Origin of the sequence: Paracoccus pantotrophus, from assembly GCF_008824185.1 — a bacterium.
Taxonomy (GTDB): domain Bacteria; phylum Pseudomonadota; class Alphaproteobacteria; order Rhodobacterales; family Rhodobacteraceae; genus Paracoccus; species Paracoccus pantotrophus.
This window is the reverse complement of record NZ_CP044426.1, coordinates 514,178-534,742: the sequence shown is the minus strand read 5'-3', so window position 1 is coordinate 534,742 and position 20,565 is coordinate 514,178. Positions and strand designations below refer to the sequence as shown.

The window sequence follows — 20,565 nt, the reverse complement described above, 5'->3', positions numbered from 1 at the left end:
ATGAACGAGAAATTCGATTTCGGCCCGGAAAACGCGGGCAACATCGTCTATATCCGCCGCGTCGCGATGGACAGCCTGCCCGACGAGGTGCGCCGCCAGGTGCCCGGAGCCGACGCGCTTTACGCCGTGCATGGCCCCGACGGAGAGCGGCTGGCCCTGGTCAAGGACCGCAGCCTGGCCTTCATGCTGGCCCGCCAGAACGAACTGACCCCGGTCAGCGTCCACTAAGCCGCAGGATGCCGATGCCGCCGCCGGGCAAGGCGGCGGCGATGGCGACATTCGCGCCGTCCGCGGGGCGGCCGTCCACCCTTCCAACACCATCAGCAAATGCCGGGACGGCGCGCGGCAAGGGCCGTCACATGCCGTGCGCCTGGGTGATCCCGGCCTCGACCAGTTCCAGCCCGATCTCGGCCCGGTATTGCCGCAGCAGCGCCTGCGCGGCGGGATCGGCGGGCAGCAGCAGATGCGTGGCGCCATGGTTGCGCCGGACCAGCGCCTGCCACAACGCCTCGCGCGGGCCGGCATGGCGCGGCTCGGCCCCGGCCGTCAGCAGTTCGGCGCCAAGCTCGGCGGCCAACCGCGCCCCGGCGGCCGCATCGGCGGGATCGCAGGCCAGAACCCGTTCGCAGCCCCGCGCACGGAAGCGCGCCCGCCAGGCATTCGGACCCAGGCGGACCTCATCCGCGCCGGGCAGCCCCTTGACCGGCCCGCCCAGGCAGACCGGCCCGGCCACGCCCGGCATCTCCGCGCCTTCCGCCCTCTCGGGGCTCCATTTGTCCGTGACCGACAGGATGGCCATGATCATGCCATCGGGGCCGCGCAGGGCAATGTCCTCGCCCGGCTCGACCCTGGCCGCGAAATCCGCATCGACCTCCAGCGCCAGCGGCATGGGCCAGAGCGCGCCCGAGGCCAGCCGCATCCCCGCCAGCACCGAATCGTGATCCGCCTGGGTCAGAAAGCCCCGCAAGGGCAAGAAGCCGCCGCCGACCAGCAGGTCCAGGTCCGCCGACTGCCGGGGCGTCAGATCCCAGGCGGCCATGCGCGCCGCCTCGGCCCGCAGTTTCTGGCCGGCCTCGGGGCTGACCAGAAGCGCACGGATCGGCTGGTGATGCGGCAAGCTCATCGGCCGGGCCCCGGCAAAGAACCGGCCATCTCAGGCCAGGATCTCGGCCGCATGCGGGTTCGGCGCGCCGGCCATGTCATGCTCGGCCAGGTAACGCTCGGCATCCAGCGCCGCCATGCAGCCCATGCCGGCGCTGGTCACCGCCTGGCGATAGACGTGGTCGGTCAGGTCGCCCGCCGCGAAGACGCCGGGGATCGAGGTCCGGGTCGTGCCCGGCTCGACCTTGACATAGCCGCCGTGATGCAGCTCCAGCTGGTCCTTGACCAGTTCCGAGGCCGGCGCATGGCCGATGGCGATGAAGACACCGTCCGCGGGCACCACCTGCTCGGTCCCCTGGCGGACATGGCGCACGCGCACGCCGGTCACGCCCGGCGGCTGGTCCTCGCCCTGCACCTCGACCAGCTCGTGATCCCACAGGATCGAGACCTTGGGATTGCGGAACAGCCGCTCCTGCAGGATCTTTTCGGAGCGCAGGCTGTCGCGGCGATGGATCAGCGTCACCTTGCTGGCGAAATTGGTCAAAAACAGCGCCTCCTCGACCGCGGTATTGCCGCCGCCCACCACCACGACCTCGCGGCCGCGATAGAAGAAGCCGTCGCAGGTGGCGCAGGCCGAGACGCCGAATCCCTTGAACCTTTCCTCGCTGGGCAGGCCCAGCCAGCGCGCCTGGGCGCCGGTGGCCAGGATCACCGCATCCGCGGTGATGCGCGCGCCCGAATCAAGCTCGGCCAGGAAGGGGCGCTGGCCCAGGTCCAGCCGCGTCACCGTATCGGTAAAGATGCGCGCGCCCATGGCGCGGGCATGGGCCTCCATCCTGACCATCAGGTCGGGGCCCTGGATCTCGGTCTCGCCGGGCCAGTTCTCGACCTCGGTGGTGATGGTCAGCTGGCCGCCCGGCTGCATGCCCTGGATCAGCACCGGCGAAAGCATCGCGCGCGCGGCATAGACGGCGGCGGTATAGCCGGCCGGGCCCGAGCCCACGATCAGCACGCGGCTGTGGGCGGGCAGGCTGGTATCGGCGGCGATCTCGGCGGGAACATGGGACATGGCAGGGAACCTTTCGCTTGGCGCAGCCTTAGCTAATCACCGCCGGCCCCGCATGCAATCCATAAGGCCCGTTCCCGCATCGGTGGAAAGAATGTTGCGCAACCCGGCCCCGCGGGATAGTTTCCGGCATGTTTTTTGCCCGCAAGGCAAGCCAGGGGATGCGATGACCGCCGCCAGACTTGACGAAATCGACCGCAAAATTCTGGCAGAGTTGCAGGCCGACGGCCGCATGACCAATGTCGAACTGGCCCGCCGCGTCGGCATTTCCGCCCCGCCCTGCCTGCGCCGCGTCCGCGCGCTGGAGGAGATGGGCTATATCCGCGGCTACCATGCCGACATCGATGCGCGCGAGCTGGGCTTCGAGGTGCAGGTCTTTGCCATGGTCCGGCTGCTGAGCCAGTCCGAGCGCGACCTGTCGGCCTTCGAGGCCCTGGCCTGCGAATGGCCGCTGGTGCGCGAGTGCCACATGCTGAACGGCGAGATCGACTTCATCCTGAAATGCGTCTCGCCCGACCTGACCAGCTTCCAGCGCTTCCTGACCGAGAAGCTGACGGCGGCGCCGAACGTGGCCTCGGTCAAGACCTCGCTGGTGATCCGCTGCGCCAAGGACGAGCCGGGCGTGCCCTTCAGCGTGGTCGAGGAGCGGGCGGCGGCGCTGGGGTGAGGGGATGCGGTGACGGCGAGAGCTTTTGAGTTCTTAGCCGACGGTCATGATACGCATACTCTGCCGACAGCGGCTATGTCTTGGAGGCCCACTTGAAGCTCCTGTCACTTATCGCGCTCGCCGTGTTGTCTGGGTGCGTAGAGGAGGACATTGCTTACCGATTTGTGGCCAAAGGAAACGCGAAACCTTTGTCTCTCTTGGCCAGCGAAGCGCAGTCTTTTGTATGCGTGGTTGCCATCTATCGTGCCTCGCCCAGCATAAAACCACCCGAATTGGCTAACGGCTTCGAGCCATGGAGCGTGACTCCATTGTCTGATCGGGTGAACGAAACAGCGGTTGAACTGCGAGCCCTAAACAATGCTGGCGAATGTTGGGATGCGGAAATCCGCAAAGCGAGTGGTTCGCCTGACCCCTGGCACTATACCAAAGCCGTACAGCCAATGATCTCGTCTGACCACAGCGGGAATGTCGCCGTTTTCGATCCGCAACGCGGTATCTTCATCGCAATATCTGGGTGACTGACAGCTTCGTCCCGCATCGCGGAAACCGGCCAGACATCCCGCGGCCACCCGCCCCGGCATCGAATGCCGTAGCCCGCGCGCCATCCCCCCGACCTACAACGCAATCGCCGAGATCAGCCGGCCGTAATCGGCCTGGTTCTGATGCGTGCTGCGGCGATAGGAGAAGAACCGCTCCGGATCGGAATAGGTGCAATGCCCGGTCCATTCCGCCTCAACCCCGGCCTCGCGCAGCCGCATCAGGCCAAAGGAGGGCAGGTCGAACATCGGCCGCCCGTTCGGCCCGCCGGCGAAGAAACGGTGGTAATCCGGATCCTCGGCCAGGAATTCGTCCATGAAATCCTCGCCGACCTCATAGGCGCGCTGGCTGATCGTGGGGCCGATCGCCGCGCGGATGCGGCTGGCACCCAGGTCGTTCATCGCGCCCACCGCCGCCTCGATCACGCCGGACAGCGCGCCGCGCCAGCCGGCATGGACGGCGCCGATCACCCCGGCCTCGGGATCGGCCAGCAGGATCGGCTGGCAATCGGCGGTCAGCACCGCCAGCGCCACGCCGGGCCGGTCGGTGACGATGCCGTCGGCGCGAATCCCCGCAAGACCGGCGGGATCGTCGCCCGCGCGCAGCACCGCGATGTCGGGGGAATGCACCTGGTGCACGGTGGCGAGGCCGGCGGGCGGCACGCCCATCGCCTCGGCGACGCGGGTGCGGTTGATGCTGACGATCTCGGCCTGGTCGCTGGAGCCGTAGCCGCAGTTCAGCCCCGAGAACAGCCCCGAGGAGGCGCCGCCGCGGCGGGTGAAGAAGCCATGCCGCACCGAGGCGAGCAGCGGATGGGTCAGGATCTCAAGCGTCGTCTGCATCGTCGTCCAGGGGCTCGAATCCGGCGGGGACGGGCGCATGGCGAGCCCAGAAGGCCAGCACCTTGAACAACTGTCCCATTTCATCGGGTGCGGTCAAGCGATGAAGCGCGGCCATCGCCCCCCCGTCGCCCGCGCGTTCCAGTCGCCGCGCCCGCGCCTCGATCCCCAGCCGCTTCAGCCAGTCGCCCTGCGCGACCATGCGCGAGACGCGCGCCCCCGCCGCCCGCGCCGCCGCGGCCAGGGGCGCGAAATCGACATGCGCGGTCAGGTCGGCCTGGCCCGGATTGGCCAGCGGATCCTCGGGCCGGTGGCGGCGCAGGGCCTGGAAGGTATCGCCCTGCCCGTCCCAGCCGCCATAGTCGATGAGGATGGCGCAGCCGCCATGCGCCGCGATCCGCGCGGCGAGCTGCGCGACGATCGGCAACGCCTCGGGGCAGGTTTCGCGGATCACCCCCTGTGGCGCCGGGGGCAGCGCGGCATCGGAGGCCGGGACCAGCCCCATCTCCAGCCCGCCCTGCCCGTCCAGCGCCACGACCCGCTCGGCCCAGCCTCGGGCGCCGCGCCGGAACTGCCGGATCGGCAGGGCGTCGAAGAACTCGTTGGCGACCAGGAACAGCGGCGCCTGCGGCAGTTGCGACACGTCGTCCAGATGCGCGACCGCGCCCAGCCGGTCGCGCTGGATCCGGCGCAGATGCGGCGAGGCCTCGACCAGCGCCACCCGCGCCGCCTCGGCCATGCCGGGCACGATGCGGATGGCGCGCAGGATGTCGGCCATCAGCGTGCCGCGCCCCGGTCCGATCTCGGCCAGGGTAAAGGGGCTGGGCGCGCCCTGGTCCAGCCAGGCCTGCGCCAGCGCCAGGCCGACCATCTCGCCGAAGATCTGGCTGATCTCGGGCGCGGTGGTGAAATCGCCGCCCGCGCCGAACGGGTCGCGGGTGGCGTAATAGCCATGCTCGGGATGCAGCAGGCAAAGCCGCATGTATTCGTCCAGGCCCATCGGCCCCGACAGCCGGATGCGCGCCGCGATCAGGCGGGCCAGCGGCGTCATGCGTCCGTCTGCGGCAGGGCCGGCCGCATGCGCGCGCGAATCAGGAAGGCCAGCCCGACCAGCACCATGGGCAGCGACAGAAGCTGGCCCATGGTCACGCCCCAGAGCGGCCCGCCCAGCACATGGCCCAGCGGATTGTCGGGGGTGATGAATTGCGCATCGGCCTGGCGGAAGAACTCGACGACGAAACGCGACAGGCCATAGCCGATCAGGAACAGCCCCAGCGCCTGCCCTGGCCGGCGCAGCCCGCCCATGCGAACCAGCAGGAACAGCGCCGCGGCCAGCAGCACGCCCTCCAGCCCCGCCTCGTAGAGCTGGCTCGGGTGGCGGGCGCAGGGGCCGGCGATGCCGGGACAGTTCTGCGCCGCCTCGCCCGGGAAGATCACGCCCCAGGGCATATCGGTCGGCCGGCCCCACAGCTCGGCATTGATGAAATTCGCCACCCGGCCGAGGCCGAGCCCGATGGGCGTCGCCATCGACAACGCATCGGCCAGCCGCAGCGCCGGGATGCCGTGGCGCCGGCAATACCACCAGGAGGCCAAGACCACGCCCAGGAAACCGCCGTGAAAGGACATGCCGCCCTGCCAGATCACCGGGATCTGCCCCGGATTGGCCAGGTAATAGGCCGGCTCGTAGAACAGCACGAAGCCCAGCCGCCCACCCAGCACCACGCCGACGATCACCCAGGTCAGCAATTCCTCGACCCGCTCGGGCCGCATGGGCGCCGCGTCGCCCCAAAGCCGCGGCCGCCGCATCAGCGCCACGATGATGCGCCAGCCGATCAGCAGCCCGGCCAGATAGGCCAGCGCATACCAGCGCAGCGAAAAGGCCATGCCGAAAACATGGATGGTGAAGATCTCGGGCGAGATGTCGGGAAAGGGGATCATGGGCTCCTCGTTTCGGCGCGGGCAGGCTACGCGGGGGCAGCCGGGTGTCAACCGGCGCTGTCAGGCAATTGAACAGCCGCGCCCGCAGGGCCATATAGGGGGTCTCGCTGAACCGAAAGGCCCGCCATGACCGCGAACAACCGCTTTCTCGACGATCTCTCGAAATTGATGACCAATGCCATGGGCGTGGCCCAGGGCGCCAAGGACGAGGCGCAGACCGCCTTCAACGGCTGGATCGACCGCTGGCTGGCCGAGCGCGATTTCGTCACCCGCGAGGAGTTCGAGGCGGTGCGCGAGATGGCGATCAAGGCCCGGTCCGAAAACGCCGAGCTGCGCGCCCGCCTGGACGCGCTGGAGGGCAAGGGCGTGGCCTCGGTCAATGCGACCGGCCCGCTCGGCACCGGCGACGCTCAGGGCTGAACCCGCTCGCGCAGCCGGCCCTGACGATCATAAAGCAGCACCTCGCCCGCCTCGGTCACCACCACCAGCCAGTCGCGGGCGAAGGTGACGGCGGCGGGCACCGCGCCCTCGGGCAGGGCGACCTGCTCGGGCAGTTCGGGCAGCGGCGGCTGCGACAGGCGCAGCCACAAAAGCGCCGCGATCACCAGCATGCCGATGCCCATCACCGCCGCCAGGGCCGTCACCAGGATGCGCAGCCAGCGCAGCATCGGCAACGCTTCCTCTGGCCCCGCATCCAGCCTATCATCCCGTGCCATGGCCGAAATCCTCATCACCATCCCCGAAGGACTGTCCGAGCGCCTTGATAAGGCGCTTGCCCTTGCCGCGCCAGAGCAGGCGGCGCTGTCGCGCTCGCGCCTGGCGCGGCTGATCGCCGAGGGTGCGGTCCGGGGCCCCTCGGGCCCGGTCACGGACGGCAAGGCACGGGCGGAAACCGGCGTCTACCTGGTCGAGATCGGCGCGCCCGAGCCCCTGGACGCGCAGCCCGAGCCGATCCCGCTGACCATCGCCTATGAGGATACCGACCTGATCGTGGTGGACAAGCCCGCCGGCATGGTGGTCCATCCCGCGCCCGGCGCCCCCTCGGGGACGCTGGTCAATGCGCTGCTGGCGCATTGCGCGGGCAGCCTGTCGGGCATCGGCGGCGCGGCGCGGCCCGGCATCGTGCATCGCATCGACAAGGAAACCTCGGGCCTTTTGGTGGTGGCCAAGACCGACCGCGCGCATCAGGGCCTGGCGCGGCAATTCGCCGATCACACGGCGCGGCGGCGCTACCTGGCCGTCGCGCATGGCATGATCGACCCGGCCGATGCGCGGCTGCGCGGCCTGCCGGGCGTGGGGTTCGAGCCGGGCGGCGTGCTGCGCATCGCCACGCTGATCGGCCGCCATCCCGGCGACCGGCAGCGCCAGGCCGTCAGCTTCCAGAACGGCCGCCATGCCGTGACCCGCGCCCGCGTGATCGAGACCTTCGGCGCCCCTCCCGCCGCCATGCTGGTCGAATGCCGGCTGGAGACCGGGCGCACGCATCAAATCCGCGTGCATATGGCCCATGCGGGATTGGGCCTGGTCGGCGACCCGGTCTATGGTGGCAACAGGCGGGCCTCGGTCCGGGCGCTGGGGCCGGAGGGTGCCGCGGCCGTCGCCGCCTTTCCCCGCCAGGCGCTGCACGCGGCCGAGCTGGGCTTCGAACATCCGGTCAGCGGCCAGGCGCTGACCTTTGCCAGCTCGCTGCCGCCCGACATGGCCGGCTTGCTGGCGACCTTGCGCCGCGCGCCGGGCTGACGGAACCCGGACCGCGCCGACAGCGTTCACAATTACCCGCCCAAGCGCGGGACAGGGAATTTTCAGATGGCGAACTACACCAACCTTCCGGCACCCAGCCCCGAACAGGGCCTCAACCGCTATTTGCAGGAGATCCGCAAGTTCCCCCTGCTGGAGCCGGAAGAGGAATACATGCTGGCCAAGGCCTGGGTTGATCACCAGGACGCCGAGGCCGCGCAGAAGCTGGTGACGAGCCACCTGCGGCTGGCCGCCAAGATCGCCATGGGCTATCGCGGCTACGGCCTGCCGCAGGCCGAGGTCATCTCCGAGGCGAATGTGGGCCTGATGCAGGCAGTCAAGCGCTTCGACCCGGAAAAGGGCTTTCGCCTGGCCACCTATGCGATGTGGTGGATCCGCGCCTCGATCCAGGAATACATCCTGCGGTCCTGGTCCCTGGTCAAGATGGGCACCACCTCGGCGCAGAAGAAGCTGTTCTTCAACCTGCGCAAGGCCAAGTCGCGCCTGGGCGCGCTGGAGGAAGGCGACCTGCGCCCCGAAAACGTCGCCCAGATCGCGCATGACCTGAACGTGACCGAGCAAGAGGTCATCGACATGAACCGCCGGCTTTCGGGGGGCGATGCCTCGCTGAACGCCACGGTCGGGTCGGGCGACGGGGAATCGACCGCGCAATGGCAGGACTGGCTGGAGGACGAGGATGCCGACCAGGCCCAGGCCTTTGCCGAAGCCGACGAGCTTTCGGCGCGGCGCGAGATGCTGATCGCCGCCATGGACGTGCTGAACGACCGCGAGAAGGACATCCTGATGGAGCGCCGGCTGCGCGACGACCCGATGACGCTGGAGGATTTGTCGACGCGCTACGAGGTCTCGCGCGAACGGATCCGCCAGATCGAGGTCCGCGCCTTCGAGAAACTGCAGAACCGCATCCGCGAACTGGCGCGCGAGCGAGGCATGACCGTGCCCGAAACCGCCTGACTTGGTCTTGGCGCCGGCCCGCCCGTTCCATCCCCGGAGCCGCTGGCGCCCCCTTGCGCAGAGGGGGCGTCGGGATTTCGGCGCGAACCTCCACCTTGCCCGCGCCGCCTTCCTTCCCGGCGGCAGGGACCGAAAGGGCTTCGGGGGTCCGGCCAGAAAGGTCAGGCGGCGCCGGGCGGGCGATCCCTGCGCAGGGCAGGCGATTTTCCGGCGCGACGCCCCTTGCAGACCATGGCGCCGATGCGGAAATTATCGTGACAGCGGGCAGAGTTGACCGGCGCCCGGCTTGGCTTATGGTCAAAACAGGACAGCAAGGGCCGATGGCGCGGACATGACGGCGCTGAATCAATATCAACGGCTGGAAGCCGCAGGGATCTGGCGCGAATCGCCCAGATCGCAGCTGCGCGACGTCATCGTTTCCTTCGGGGATGCGACCCTGGTGCTGACCGATCCGCGTTCCGAGGTGCCGCTGGCGCATTGGTCGCTGCCCGCCGTCACCCGGCTCAACCCCGGCAAGCTGCCGGCGCGCTATGCGCCGGGCGGCCTTGACGCCGGCGAGGAGCTGGAGATCGACGACGAACTGATGATCTCGGCCATTTCCAAGGTGCACCAGGTGATCGAGGCCAGCAAGCCGCATCCCGGCCGGCTGCGCGGCGGGCTGATGCTGAGCGCGGCCGCGGTCATGGCGTTGCTGGCCGTGTTCTGGGTGCCGCCGGCGCTGGTGCGCCACGCCGCCGACATCGCCCCCCCGGCGCAGCGGGCCGAGATCGGGCGCATGGTGCTGGCCGAGATCGCCAAGACCACCGGCAGCCCCTGTTCGCGCCCGGCCGGCGACATGGTGCGCCAGAAGCTGGCGATGCGGCTGATCGGCCCGGATGCGCAGATCGTCGTGGTGCCGGCCAGCCTGCGCGGCGCCCTGCGCCTGCCCGGCCCGATCACCGTCATCGGCGAAGACCTGATCGCGGGCGAGATCACGCCCGAGGTCGCGGCCGGCCATATCCTGGCCGCGCAGGCGGCGGCGGTCCGGGACGACCCGCTGCTGGCCGCGCTGCGCCATGCCGGGCCGCGCGCGACCTTTCACCTTCTGACCGCCGGGACGCTGCCGGAGAAATCGCTGTCGGGCTATGGCGAGAAGCTGCTGGCCGGCCCGCCGCCCCGCCCCGAGGACGAGCCGCTGCTGGCCTATTTCACCCGCGCCGGCATCTCGAGCGAACCCTATGCCCGCTCGCTGGATCCGACCGGAGAGGCGGTGCTGGGCCTGATCGAGGCAGATCCCTTTCGCACGGCCGAGCCGCGCCCGGTGCTTGCCGACCGCGAATGGGTCGCGCTGCAAGAGATCTGCGACCAGTAGCCGCCGGTCAGCGCGGGAAGGCATCGCGGAATCCCGCCTTGCGGATGGCGTCGAGCGCCCGGACGATGCTTTCGCGATCCGGGAAGGGGCCGGCGACCAGGAATTGCACCTCGCGCCCGCCGGCCTGGTCCCTGCCGCGCAGCAGCGGATAACCCATCTGCGCGATGCGCGCGGCCGCGCGTTCGGCATTGCCCGGATCGGCAAAGGTGCCGACCTGGACATAGCGCGCCCCGGCCGGGATCATCCCGGCCGATGACGGCGCGGCGGGGGCAGCGGCCGGCGCCTTGCCGCGGGCCGGGGCGGATGCCTTGGCCGTCGGTGCGGATGCGGATGCAGACCCGGCGGGAAGCGGCTTTTCCGGCGCCGGCCTTGCGGCGGGGGGCGGCGCGGGCCGGACCGCTGCGGGCGGCGGCGGCACGGCGGTTTCGCGGTCGGGCGGGGCAATCATCCCCGCCCCCGCCGCGCTGCCCACCGGGCGCATGAAGCTGAGCCGCGACAGTTCGGACTTCGGCAATCCCCCGCAATAGCCCTGCGTCGGATCGTCCAGCCCGGCCGCGCCCGGCCCGCCGTCATAGCCCAGCAGCTCGCACAGCCGGCGGTTCGGATGCAGGGCGGCGCCCATGCCCTGGCGCAGCGCAGGCGCGGCCGTCAGCGCCGCCCGCAGCGCATCGGCCGGGGCCGGAGGATGCGGCTCGGGGCCCAGGTCCGGCAGGCGCTCCATCGGCCGGGGGTCGCTGGCCAGTTCGCCGGGGCGCAGGTTGGTGATGACCTGCTGCGACAGCGCCTCTTCCAGCAGTTCGGCCCGGCCGCGTCCGGCCGCCGGGGCGAGCGCCCGCAGCTTCGGCTCGCCCTGGGCGCCGCGGGCGGAAAGCGTCGGCGGATAGCCGCAGATCGGCGTGCCGTCGCGCGCCAGCCGCGCCGCCCAGCCGCCCAGCTCGTCGCGCAGGAAGACGCAGCCGCGGCTGTCGATATATTGCCGCGATGTGAAATCCGCCGGCGGCTCCTCGGCCGGGCGCGGCGCTTGCGCCAGCGCAAGCCCCGGCAGCAGCGCCAGCATCAGCCACAGAACAACCCGCATCGCCCCATCCTCGAATCACGCCTGACCCGGTGATAGGCCGAAAGCCCTGAAGGCCCGGTTAACGCCGGCTCATTTCGTGCCGAACATGCGGTCGCCGGCATCGCCCAGGCCCGGCACGATATAGCCGTGCTCGTCCAGCCGCTCGTCCAGCGCGGCGGTCACGATCGGCACGTCGGGATGGGCCTCGCGCATCCGCGCCACCCCCTCGGGCGAGGCGAGCAGGCACAAGAAGCGCAGGTTGCGCGCCCCCGCCGCCTTGAGCAGGTCGATGGCCGCGACCGAGGAATTGCCAGTGGCCAGCATCGGATCGACGACGATGGTCATCCGCGCGTCCAACTCCTTGGGAACCTTGGAGTAATACTGCACCGGCTGCAGCGTCTCGGGGTCGCGGTAAAGCCCGATGAAGCCCACGCGCGCGGCCGGGATCAGCTCCAGGATGCCGTCCATCAGCCCGTTGCCGGCCCGCAGGATCGAGATCAGCGCCAGCTTCTTGCCTTCCAGCGTCGGCGCCTCCATCTCGCAAAGCGGGGTCTCGATGCGGATGGTGGTCATCTCCAGCTCGCGCGTGACCTCATAGGCCAAAAGCAGGCTGATCTCGCGCAGGAGCCGGCGGAAGCCGGCGGTCGAGGTGGTCTTGTCGCGCATGAGCGTCAGCTTGTGCTGCACCAGCGGGTGATCGACGACGGTCAGATGCGCTTGGGTCATGTCAGTTCCTTTCGCAGGCGGGTTCGGGTGGTCTGGTCGCAAAAGGCCGCGTCGACGGCCCAGAGGTTCATCTGCCGAAACTCGGCCTCGGCCCAGCCGAAAGCATCGGCAAGCCGCTGATATTCCTGCGACAGCGTGGTGTGAAAGAAGGGCGGATCGTCGGTCGAGACGGTGACGCGCACCCCGGCATCGGCCAGCCGGGCAATGGGATGGGCGGCCCAGTCCCGCACCAGCCCCAGCGCGACGTTCGAGCCGGGGCAGACCTCCAGCGTGATCCCGCGCTCGGCCAGGTCGCGCAGCAGCGCCGCGTCCTCGACGGCGCGGATGCCATGGCCGACGCGGGTCGCGCCAAGCGCCAGCGCGTCGCGGATCGACTGCGGCCCACGCCACTCGCCAGCATGGGCGGTCAGGCCCAGCCCGGCCTCGCGCGCGCAGTCGAAGGCCCAGGCGAAATCGCCAAGCTCGCCCGCATCCTCGGCGCCGCCGATGCCAAGGCCCGCGACCCAGCCGCCCGAGGTCTCGGCGGCACAGATCGCGGTGCGCTTGGCGCGGTCCGGGCCGAAATGGCGGATGCAGGTCAGCACGGCGCGGCTGGCGATGCCGCCGCGCTCGGCCTCGGCCGCGGCCTCCTCCATGGCGGCAAGATAGTCGCGCCAGGCCGGCAGGTCCGCGCCGCCGCAGAACTCGGGCGAAACGAAAAGCTCGGCATAGATCGCGCCCTGCTCGGCGCATTCCGCCAGCACCTCGGACAGCAGCCGGGCATAGTCGCGCGGCGTGGTCAGAACCGAGGTCGCTGCCTCATAGACGCGCAGGAAGTCCTTGAAATCGCGATAGGCATAGGCGCCCTTCCCGTCGAAGATGCCGCCGATGTCGCGATGTTTCTCGGCCGCGAGCGCCCGGATGAAACCGGGCGGCGCCGCGCCCTCCAGATGCAGGTGCAGTTCGATCTTCTTCAGCGATTTCACAGGAACGACCTCCCCGGCCCGACCGGTGGCAGACCGAGATGCGTGGCGACCGAGGCGGCGATATCGGCGAAACCGACCTGGCCGATGCCCCGCGCGCCATGGCCCCAGCCCAGCACCGGCACGCGCTCGCGCGTGTGGTCGGTGCCGTGCCAGGTCGGGTCGTTGCCATGGTCGGCGGTGAAGATCGCCAGATCCCCCGGCCGCAGCCGCGCCATCAGCGCGCCGGCCACCCCGTCGAACCATTCCAGCGCCGCCGCATAGCCCGCCACGTCGCGGCGATGGCCGTAAAGGCTGTCGAACTCGACGAAATTGGCAAAGGTCAGGCTGCCCGCTTCGGCCTGATCGGCCAGCGCCAGCAGATGATCGGCCAGTTCGGCATCGGAGCGGCCCTTGTACAGTCGGTCGATGCCGCGATGCGAGAAGATGTCGCCGATCTTGCCGACCGCATGGGTCGCCCGCCCTGCCTCTTGCGCCACGTCCAGAAGCGTCGGCGCCGGCGGGGCGATGGCATAGTCGCGGCGGTTCGGGGTGCGGACGAAACTGCCCTCGGTGCCCAGGAAGGGCCGGGCGATGACGCGGCCCACGCGCATCGGGTGGACCAGGGCGGCCACCTGCTCGCAGAGCCGGAAAAGCCGGTCGAGGCCGAAGCCTTCCTCATGCGCGGCGATCTGCAGCACGCTGTCGGCCGAGGTATAGCAGATCGGCCAGCCGCTGCGCAGATGTTCGGCCCCCAGCCGGGCAATGATCTCGGTCCCCGAGGCATGTTCGTTGCCAAGGATGCCCTCGGTCCCCGCCGCCTGCGCAATGCGCCGGGTCAGATCGGCCGGAAAGGCCGGGCGGATGTTGGGGAAATAATGCCAGTCCCAGGGCACGGGAACGCCCGCGATCTCCCAATGGCCGGACGGGGTGTCCTTGCCGCGCGAGATCTCGGTCGCGGCGCCCCAGAGCCCCAGCGGCCGGGCACCCAGGCCCGGGGCCGCCTCGCCGCTGGCCAGCCGGATCGCGGCACCCAGGCCCAGCGCGTCCAGATGCGGCATGTGCAGCGGGTGCGCCCGGGCGATATGGGCGACGGTATTGGCGCCGGTATCGGGCCGGCCGTCGTTGAAATAGGCGCCCGCATCGGGCGCCCCGCCGATGCCCACCGAATCCATCACGATCAGGAAGGCGCGTCTGTCGGTCATGTTACCTCGCTGCGGATCACCGGGCCGGGCTCGGGGCCATCACCCATGAGATAGGCGGCCGCGACGGTGGCGACCGCCGCCTCGGCCGCCGCCTCGGAGGCGGCATGGACCAGCGCCAGCGGGCGCCCTTCGCCCGCCTCCTCGCCGATGCGAAGCATCTGCGCAAGCCCCACCCGCGGGTCGATCCGGTCGCCGGCATGCAGCCGCCCGCCGCCCAGCGCCACCACGGCATGACCCAGCGCCTCGGTGTCGATGGCGGCGACGCGGCCATGGCCGGGCACGGCGCGCACCACCGGCGCGGCGGGCAGGTGGCGGTCGGGATGCTCCAGCAGGTCGGCGGGCCCTCCCTGCGCCGCGACCATGCGGGCGAAACGTTCGGCCGCGGCGCCGCTGTCCAGCGCCTGCAAGGCGCCATCGGACAGGCCCCCAAGGTCGAGGCAGGCCGAGGACAGCGCCAGCGACAGGTCGCGCAGCGCCCCCTGCCCGCCCGTCAGCACGGCGATGGCCTCGCGCAGTTCCAGCGCATTGCCGGCGGCGCGGGCCAGCGGCTGGTCCATGTCGGTGACATAGGCGCGGGTGCGGCAGCCGGCACCCTTCGCGGCATCGACCAGCGCGCGGGCCAGCCCCAGCGCCGCATCCGGGCCGCGCAGAAAGGCGCCGCTGCCCTGCTTGACGTCCAGCACCAGCGCATCGAGCCCCGCCGCCAGCTTCTTCGACAGGATCGAGGCGGTGATGAGGTCGATCGAACCCACCGTCGCGCTTTCGTCGCGGATCGCGTAAAGCCGCGCATCGGCCGGCGCAAGGTCGGGCCCGGCCGCGACGATGGCGCAGCCGACCCCGGCCACCACGCGGCGGAACTCGGCCTCGGGCAGCGCAGTGCGGAAACCGGGAATGGCCTCCAGCTTGTCCAGCGTGCCGCCGGTATGGCCCAGCCCGCGCCCCGAGATCATCGGCACATAGGCACCGCAGCTGGCCACCAGCGGGGCCAGGATCAGGCTGACCGTATCGCCGATGCCGCCGGTCGAATGCTTGTCCACCACCGGCCCCGGCAGATCCCAGGCCAGGACATGGCCGGAATCGCGCATGGCGCGGGTCAGCGCCACCCGGCCGACCTCGTCCAGCCCGCGCAATAGCACCGCCATGGCGAAGGCCGCGGCCTGCGCATCGCTGACCGAACCATCGGCCAGGCCGCGCGCGACCAGCGCCGCGCCGGCCGCGTCCAGCCCGCGCCCGTCGCGGACCGCGGCGATCACCGGACGCGGATCGGCAGGGCTCATTCGGTGCCCGACATGTGGCTGATGCCGAAACGTCCGGGCAGCAGCTCGCCGATGGTGGTGGCCAGCTCGTGGCCGCGGGTGGTGGCCAGCAGCACCGGGGTCTCGGGTCGGCCGAACTCGGCCAGCTTCTGCCGGCAGCCGCCGCAGGGCGGCACCGGACCCTGCGAGTCGGCGATGACGGCGACCTCGACGATCTCGGTCTCGCCCGCCGCCACCATGGCGGCGATGGCGCCGGCCTCGGCGCAGGTGCCCTCGGGATAGGCCACGTTCTCGACATTGCAGCCGGCATAGATCCGCCCCGAGACGCCGCGCACCGCCGCGCCGACCTTGAAGTTGGAATAGGGCGCATAGGCCCTTTCGCGCACCTCGCGCGCCGCATCCAGAAGCGCCATAGACCCCACCTTTCGCCTGCCCGTCCGACCGGATCAGGAGTTTGCGCCCGCGCCCCGCACGATGCAAGTCCGGCGCATCCCCGCCCGCCTCCGCATTGCCCCCTGTTCCCCGCCGAAAAAATAGTTTAACGCTGAACCATCTTGAGAGGAGAGGGTCTGGCGATGGAAGAACGCAGGCAGGACAACGCCCGGCAGGCAGCACTGGATTATCACGAATTCCCGCGCCCCGGTAAGCTCGAGGTGCGCGCGACCAAGCCCCTTGCCAATGGCCGCGACCTGAGCCGCGCCTATTCGCCCGGCGTGGCAGAAGCCTGCCTGGAGATCAAGGCCGACCCCGCCACCGCCGCCCGCTATACCGCGCGCGGCAACCTTGTCGCCGTGGTCTCGAACGGCACCGCCGTGCTGGGGCTGGGCAATATCGGCGCGCTGGCCTCGAAGCCGGTGATGGAGGGCAAGGCCGTCCTGTTCAAGAAATTCGCCAATATCGACTGCTTCGACCTGGAGCTGAACGAGCCCGACCCCGAGAAGCTGGCCGAGATCGTCTGCGCGCTGGAGCCGACCTTCGGCGCCATCAACCTGGAAGACATCAAGGCCCCCGACTGCTTCATCGTCGAGAAGCTGTGCCGCGAGCGCATGAACATCCCGGTCTTCCATGACGACCAGCACGGCACCGCCATCGTCGTCGGCGCCGCCGCGACCAACGCCCTGCACATCGCCCACAAGCGTTTCGAGGACATCAAGGTGGTATCGACCGGCGGCGGCGCGGCCGGCATCGCCTGCCTCAACATGCTGCTGAAGCTGGGCGTGAAGCGCGAGAACGTCTGGCTTTGCGACATCGCCGGCCTGGTCCATGAAGGCCGGACCGAGGAGATGACGCCGCAAAAGGCGGAATATGCGCAAAAGACCGACCTGCGCACGCTGGATCAGGTGATCGAGGGCGCGGACCTGTTCCTGGGCCTGTCCGGACCCGGCGTGCTGAAGCCCGAGATGGTGGCCCGGATGGCCAAGCGGCCGATCATCTTCGCGCTGGCCAACCCCACGCCCGAGATCCTGCCCGAGGATGCCCGCGCCGTCGCCCCCGACGCGATCATCGCCACCGGGCGCAGCGACTATCCGAACCAGGTCAACAACGTCCTGTGCTTCCCCTTCATCTTCCGCGGCGCGCTGGACGTGGGGGCGACCACGATCAACGACGAGATGCAGCTGGCCTGCATCGAGGGCATCGCCGCGCTGGCCCGCGCCACCACCAGCGCCGAGGCGGCGATGGCCTATCGCGGCGAAAAGCTGAGCTTCGGCGCCGACTACCTGATCCCCAAGCCCTTCGATCCACGGCTGATCGGCGTGGTCTCGACCGCCGTGGCCAAGGCCGCGATGGAAACCGGCGTCGCCACCCGGCCGCTGGAGGACGTCGCCGCCTACAAGCGCAAGCTGGACGGTTCGGTCTTCCGCTCGGCCCTGATCATGCGGCCGGTCTTCGAGGCGGCGGCGACCGCCAATCGCCGCATCGTCTTTGCCGAGGGCGAGGACGAGCGGGTGCTGCGCGCAGCCAATGCCATGCTCGAGGAAACCACCGACGCGCCGATCCTGATCGGCCGGCCCGAGGTGATCGAGATGCGCGCCGAGCGCGCCGGCCTGCCGATCCGCCCCGGCCGCGATTTCGAGATCGTGAACCCGGAAAACGACCCGCGCTATCGCGACTACTGGGGCACCTATCACGAACTGATGGCGCGGCGCGGCGTGACGCCGGACATCGCCCGCGCCATCATGCGCACCAACACCACCGCCATCGGCGCGGTCATGGTGCATCGCGGCGAGGCCGACAGCCTGATCTGCGGCACTTTCGGCCAATACAGCTGGCACCTGAACTATATCACCCAGATCCTGGCCCGCGACGGGCTGCGCCCGCATGGCGCGCTGTCGCTGATGATCCTGGAGGACGGGCCGCTGTTCATCGCCGACACCCAGGTCAACCACGCCCCCACCCCCGAACAGGTCGCCGAGGCCGCCATCGGCGCCGCCCGCCATGTGCGCCGCTTCGGCGTGACGCCCAAGGTGGCGCTGTGCAGCCATTCGCAGTTCGGCAACCTCGACACCGAGTCGGGGCGCAAGATGCGCGCGGCGATGGCGATCCTCGAGGCGCGCGGCGTCGATTTCATCTTCGACGGCGAGATGCATGTCGATTCCGCGCTCGACCCCGCGATCCGCGAACGCCTGCTGCCGCGCTCGCGCATCGAGGGCGCGGCGAATACGCTGGTGTTCTCGGGCACCGATTCGGCTTCGGGGGTGCGCAACGCGCTCAAGCTCAAGGCCAACGGGCTCGAGGTCGGGCCGATCCTGATGGGCATGGGCAACCGCGCCCATATCGTCACCCCTTCGATCACCACCCGCGGGCTGCTGAACATGAGCGCGATCGCCGGCACCCCGGTCGATCACTATCGCTAGGCGCAAGCAGCGGGGCCGCGGTGATTCTGCCGCGGCCCGGCCTGTCCGCGCAGCTTTGCAAAACCGCGCGGTTTTTTCAGCCCGCAGCAAAGTCCCGCGCCGTTTGCAAATTAATCCGCGCCGCGCGGCGCCATTCTGCAAAACTTTCTGTCGCACCCCCCGGCTGTGGGCGATAACATCCTTGCACCTCGCCGTCCGGCGCGCATAACTCCGCCCCATTCATCCGGGGAGGAGTTGTTTCATGGGATATCGTGAGGTCTATTCCGCGTGGCAGGCGGATCCCGAGGGTTTCTGGATGCAGGCCGCCGGGGCGATCGACTGGGAGCGCAAGCCCTCGAAGGCGCTGTTCGACGACAAGGCCCCGATCTACGAATGGTTCTCGGACGGGATGGTGAACACCTGCTGGAACGCGGTCGACCGCCATGTGCTGGCCGGGCGCGGCGACCAGATCGCCATCCAGCATGAAAGCCCGATCACGCTTTCGACCAAGGGCATCACCTACAGGCAGTTGCAGGAGCGCGTCGCCTCGCTGGCCGGGGCGCTGCGGATGCGCGGCGTCGAAAAGGGCGACCGGGTCATCATCTACATGCCGATGATCCCCGAGGCGCTGGAGGCGATGCTGGCCTGCGCCCGCCTTGGCGCCATCCATTCGGTCGTCTTCGGCGGCTTCGCGGCAAACGAACTCGCCGTGCGCATCGACGATTGCCAGCCCAAGGCGATCATCGCCGCCTCCTGCGGGCTCGAGCCGAACCGGGTGGTGCATTACAAGCCGCTCTTGGACGCCGCCATCGACATGGCCCAGCACAAGCCGGAATTCTGCGTCATCTTCCAGCGCGAGCAGGAGGTGGCCAAGCTGGTCGAGGGCCGCGACTTCAACTGGCACGGCTTCCAATACGGCGTGAAGCCCGCCGAATGCGTGCCGGTCGAGGGCAACCACCCGGCTTATATCCTCTATACCTCGGGCACCACCGGCCAGCCCAAGGGCGTGGTGCGCCATACCGCCGGCCATCTGGTGGCGCTGCAATGGTCGATGACCAACATCTACAACATCGCCGCCGGCGACCGCTTCTGGGCCGCCTCGGACGTGGGCTGGGTCGTCGGGCACAGCTATATCTGCTACGGGCCGCTGGTCGCCGGCGCGACCACCGTGGTCTTCGAGGGCAAGCCCGTGGGCACCCCGCATCCGGGCGTCTTCTGGCGCATCATCCAGAACCACCGCATCAAGAGCTTCTTCACCGCGCCCACCGCCCTGCGCGCCATCCGCCGCGAGGATCCCGAGGGCGAATGGATCCGGCGCTACAAGCTGCACGACCTGCAAGCCCTGTTCCTGGCCGGCGAGCGCGCCGACCCCGACACGGTGAAATGGGCGCAGGAACATCTGGGCGTGCCGGTGGTCGATCACTGGTGGCAGACCGAGACCGGCTGGGCCATCGCCGCCAATCCCATCGGCATCGAAACCTTGCCGACCAAGCTCGGCAGCCCCTCGGTGCCGATGCCCGGCTATGACGTGCAGGTGCTGGACGAGGCCGGCCACCCGGTGCCGGCGGGCACGCTGGGCGCCATCGCGGTCAAGCTGCCGCTGCCGCCCGGCACGCTGCCTGGGCTGTGGAATGCCGAAACCCGCTTCCGCAAGTCCTATCTCGAGCATTTCCCCGGCTATTACGAAACCGGCGACGCGGGCTATATCGACGAGGACGGCTATCTCTACATCATGGCCCGCACCGACGACGTGATCAACGTTGCCGGCCACCGGCTGTCGACCGGAGCCATGGAAGAGGTGCTGGCCTCGCATCCCGCCGTGGCGGAATGCGCGGTGATCGGCGTGGCGGACAGCCTCAAGGGCCAGTCGCCGGTCGGATTCCTGTGCCTGAAGGCCGGGGTCGCGACGCCGCATGAGCAGGTGGCGCGCGAGGTGGTCAAGCTGGTGCGCGACAAGATCGGCCCGGTCGCGGCCTTCAAGTCGGCCTGCGTGGTGGACCGCCTGCCCAAGACCCGCTCGGGCAAGATCCTGCGCGCCACCATGGCCAAGATCGCCGACGGCGAACCGTTCAAGACCCCCGCCACCATCGACGACCCGGCGATCCTGGACGAGATCCGCGAGGCGCTGGCCGGGCTCGGCTATCCCGAGGCTGCCAAGGCGGGCTAGGCCGCTCCCGGCGGCCACGGCCGCAATGGGTATTTGAGCAACAGAGAAAGACCACAGGCGGCGCCCGTCCGGCGCCGCTCTCCTTTTTTCTTTCTTGTCGAAATATCCCCGGGGGTTGGCCATTGGTCCGCCATCGGTCCGAGGACCAATGGACAATGGGGCAGACAG

21 protein-coding genes are annotated in these 20,565 nt (G+C 69.8%); 9 read left to right on the top strand and 12 right to left on the bottom strand.

Translation table 11 applies throughout. From position 1 onward, the window contains the following. Complete coding sequence (locus ESD82_RS13055) at positions 1-228, top strand: DUF1150 family protein (RefSeq protein ID WP_024843130.1); 228 nt, start codon at positions 1-3, stop codon at positions 226-228. Positions 229-355: 127 nt separating this feature from the next. Here ESD82_RS13055 and ESD82_RS13050 read toward each other — a convergent pair whose 3' ends face one another. Together ESD82_RS13050 and trxB are read right to left on the bottom strand one after the other, a co-directional pair. Further along, positions 356-1,123: a bifunctional sulfate adenylyltransferase/adenylylsulfate kinase gene (locus ESD82_RS13050; protein WP_147428166.1), complete on the bottom strand. Its 768-nt coding sequence runs from the start codon at positions 1,121-1,123 to the stop codon at positions 356-358. Positions 1,124-1,153: 30 nt separating this feature from the next. Beyond that, on the bottom strand, positions 1,154-2,170 hold the full coding sequence (trxB, locus tag ESD82_RS13045; RefSeq protein WP_147428167.1) for a thioredoxin-disulfide reductase: 1,017 nt from the start codon (positions 2,168-2,170) through the stop codon (positions 1,154-1,156). 163 nt (positions 2,171-2,333) lie between these two features. Here trxB and ESD82_RS13040 point away from each other — a divergent pair, with 163 nt between their 5' ends. Both ESD82_RS13040 and ESD82_RS13035 read left to right on the top strand, forming a co-directional pair. Beyond that, positions 2,334-2,834 (top strand): Lrp/AsnC family transcriptional regulator, encoded by a 501-nt coding sequence (locus tag ESD82_RS13040; protein ID WP_024843133.1) that lies wholly within the window; start codon positions 2,334-2,336, stop codon positions 2,832-2,834. Between the two features lie 92 nt (positions 2,835-2,926). Beyond that, positions 2,927-3,352, top strand: a complete 426-nt coding sequence (locus tag ESD82_RS13035) for a hypothetical protein (protein WP_147428168.1) — start codon at positions 2,927-2,929, stop codon at positions 3,350-3,352. A gap of 96 nt (positions 3,353-3,448) precedes the next feature. On the opposite strand, the gene pgeF is transcribed toward ESD82_RS13035, so the two are convergent. Genes pgeF through lgt form a run of 3 tightly spaced genes read right to left on the bottom strand, consistent with a single transcriptional unit; the run spans position 3,449 to position 6,148 of the window. Next, the gene (pgeF, locus tag ESD82_RS13030; RefSeq protein ID WP_147428169.1) at positions 3,449-4,213 is read right to left on the bottom strand and encodes a peptidoglycan editing factor PgeF; all 765 of its coding nucleotides are present in this window, start codon (positions 4,211-4,213) and stop codon (positions 3,449-3,451) included. Beyond that, positions 4,197-5,261 (bottom strand): class I SAM-dependent methyltransferase, encoded by a 1,065-nt coding sequence (locus ESD82_RS13025; protein WP_024843135.1) that lies wholly within the window; start codon positions 5,259-5,261, stop codon positions 4,197-4,199. The genes pgeF and ESD82_RS13025 overlap by 17 nt, the downstream gene beginning before the upstream one ends. Further along, on the bottom strand, positions 5,258-6,148 hold the full coding sequence (lgt, locus tag ESD82_RS13020) for a prolipoprotein diacylglyceryl transferase (protein ID WP_024843136.1): 891 nt from the start codon (positions 6,146-6,148) through the stop codon (positions 5,258-5,260). The genes ESD82_RS13025 and lgt overlap by 4 nt, the downstream gene beginning before the upstream one ends. A gap of 126 nt (positions 6,149-6,274) precedes the next feature. Between lgt and ESD82_RS13015 the strand changes: the two genes are divergently transcribed. Continuing rightward, positions 6,275-6,568 carry an accessory factor UbiK family protein gene (locus tag ESD82_RS13015; protein ID WP_024843137.1) on the top strand — a complete coding sequence of 98 codons (294 nt, stop codon included), beginning with the start codon at positions 6,275-6,277 and terminating at the stop codon, positions 6,566-6,568. On the opposite strand, the gene ESD82_RS13010 is transcribed toward ESD82_RS13015, so the two are convergent. Further along, positions 6,559-6,864, bottom strand: a complete 306-nt coding sequence (locus ESD82_RS13010; RefSeq protein WP_231486613.1) for a DUF6476 family protein — start codon at positions 6,862-6,864, stop codon at positions 6,559-6,561. The genes ESD82_RS13015 and ESD82_RS13010 overlap by 10 nt on opposite strands. Here ESD82_RS13010 and ESD82_RS13005 point away from each other — a divergent pair. From ESD82_RS13005 to ESD82_RS12995, 3 genes are all read left to right on the top strand, one after another. Continuing rightward, positions 6,863-7,888: a pseudouridine synthase gene (locus ESD82_RS13005; RefSeq protein WP_147428170.1), complete on the top strand. Its 1,026-nt coding sequence runs from the start codon at positions 6,863-6,865 to the stop codon at positions 7,886-7,888. The genes ESD82_RS13010 and ESD82_RS13005 overlap by 2 nt on opposite strands. A gap of 66 nt (positions 7,889-7,954) precedes the next feature. Next, on the top strand, positions 7,955-8,860 hold the full coding sequence (gene rpoH / locus ESD82_RS13000) for an RNA polymerase sigma factor RpoH (RefSeq protein ID WP_024843140.1): 906 nt from the start codon (positions 7,955-7,957) through the stop codon (positions 8,858-8,860). A 331-nt stretch (positions 8,861-9,191) separates the two neighbouring features. Then, positions 9,192-10,211, top strand: a complete 1,020-nt coding sequence (locus ESD82_RS12995; RefSeq protein ID WP_024843141.1) for a hypothetical protein — start codon at positions 9,192-9,194, stop codon at positions 10,209-10,211. A 7-nt stretch (positions 10,212-10,218) separates the two neighbouring features. Here ESD82_RS12995 and ESD82_RS12990 read toward each other — a convergent pair whose 3' ends face one another. The 6 genes from ESD82_RS12990 to ESD82_RS12965 all read right to left on the bottom strand — a co-directional run bounded on the left by ESD82_RS12990 (position 10,219) and on the right by ESD82_RS12965 (position 15,809). Further along, positions 10,219-11,289, bottom strand: coding sequence for an SPOR domain-containing protein (locus ESD82_RS12990; RefSeq protein ID WP_147428171.1), 1,071 nt, complete (start codon positions 11,287-11,289; stop codon positions 10,219-10,221). Positions 11,290-11,358: 69 nt separating this feature from the next. Next, entirely contained in the window at positions 11,359-11,994 is a 636-nt protein-coding gene (gene upp, locus ESD82_RS12985) for a uracil phosphoribosyltransferase (RefSeq protein ID WP_024843143.1), read from the bottom strand. Beyond that, complete coding sequence (locus tag ESD82_RS12980) at positions 11,991-12,959, bottom strand: adenosine deaminase (RefSeq protein ID WP_147428172.1); 969 nt, start codon at positions 12,957-12,959, stop codon at positions 11,991-11,993. Before ESD82_RS12980 ends, upp begins: the two co-directional genes overlap by 4 nt. Further along, entirely contained in the window at positions 12,956-14,140 is a 1,185-nt protein-coding gene (locus tag ESD82_RS12975; protein WP_147428173.1) for a phosphopentomutase, read from the bottom strand. Before ESD82_RS12975 ends, ESD82_RS12980 begins: the two co-directional genes overlap by 4 nt. Further along, positions 14,137-15,417, bottom strand: coding sequence for a thymidine phosphorylase (locus ESD82_RS12970; RefSeq protein ID WP_147428174.1), 1,281 nt, complete (start codon positions 15,415-15,417; stop codon positions 14,137-14,139). The genes ESD82_RS12975 and ESD82_RS12970 overlap by 4 nt, the downstream gene beginning before the upstream one ends. Continuing rightward, a complete protein-coding gene (locus ESD82_RS12965; protein WP_147428175.1) occupies positions 15,414-15,809 on the bottom strand; it encodes a cytidine deaminase in 396 nt (131 codons plus the stop codon). Before ESD82_RS12965 ends, ESD82_RS12970 begins: the two co-directional genes overlap by 4 nt. Positions 15,810-15,971: 162 nt before the next feature. On the opposite strand from ESD82_RS12965, the gene ESD82_RS12960 reads away from it, so the two are divergent. Continuing rightward, positions 15,972-18,251, top strand: a complete 2,280-nt coding sequence (locus ESD82_RS12960) for an NADP-dependent malic enzyme (RefSeq protein WP_024843147.1) — start codon at positions 15,972-15,974, stop codon at positions 18,249-18,251. Between the two features lie 241 nt (positions 18,252-18,492). Then, positions 18,493-20,397 (top strand): propionyl-CoA synthetase, encoded by a 1,905-nt coding sequence (locus tag ESD82_RS12955; protein WP_147428176.1) that lies wholly within the window; start codon positions 18,493-18,495, stop codon positions 20,395-20,397. The last annotated feature ends 168 nt before the right edge of the window (positions 20,398-20,565 follow it).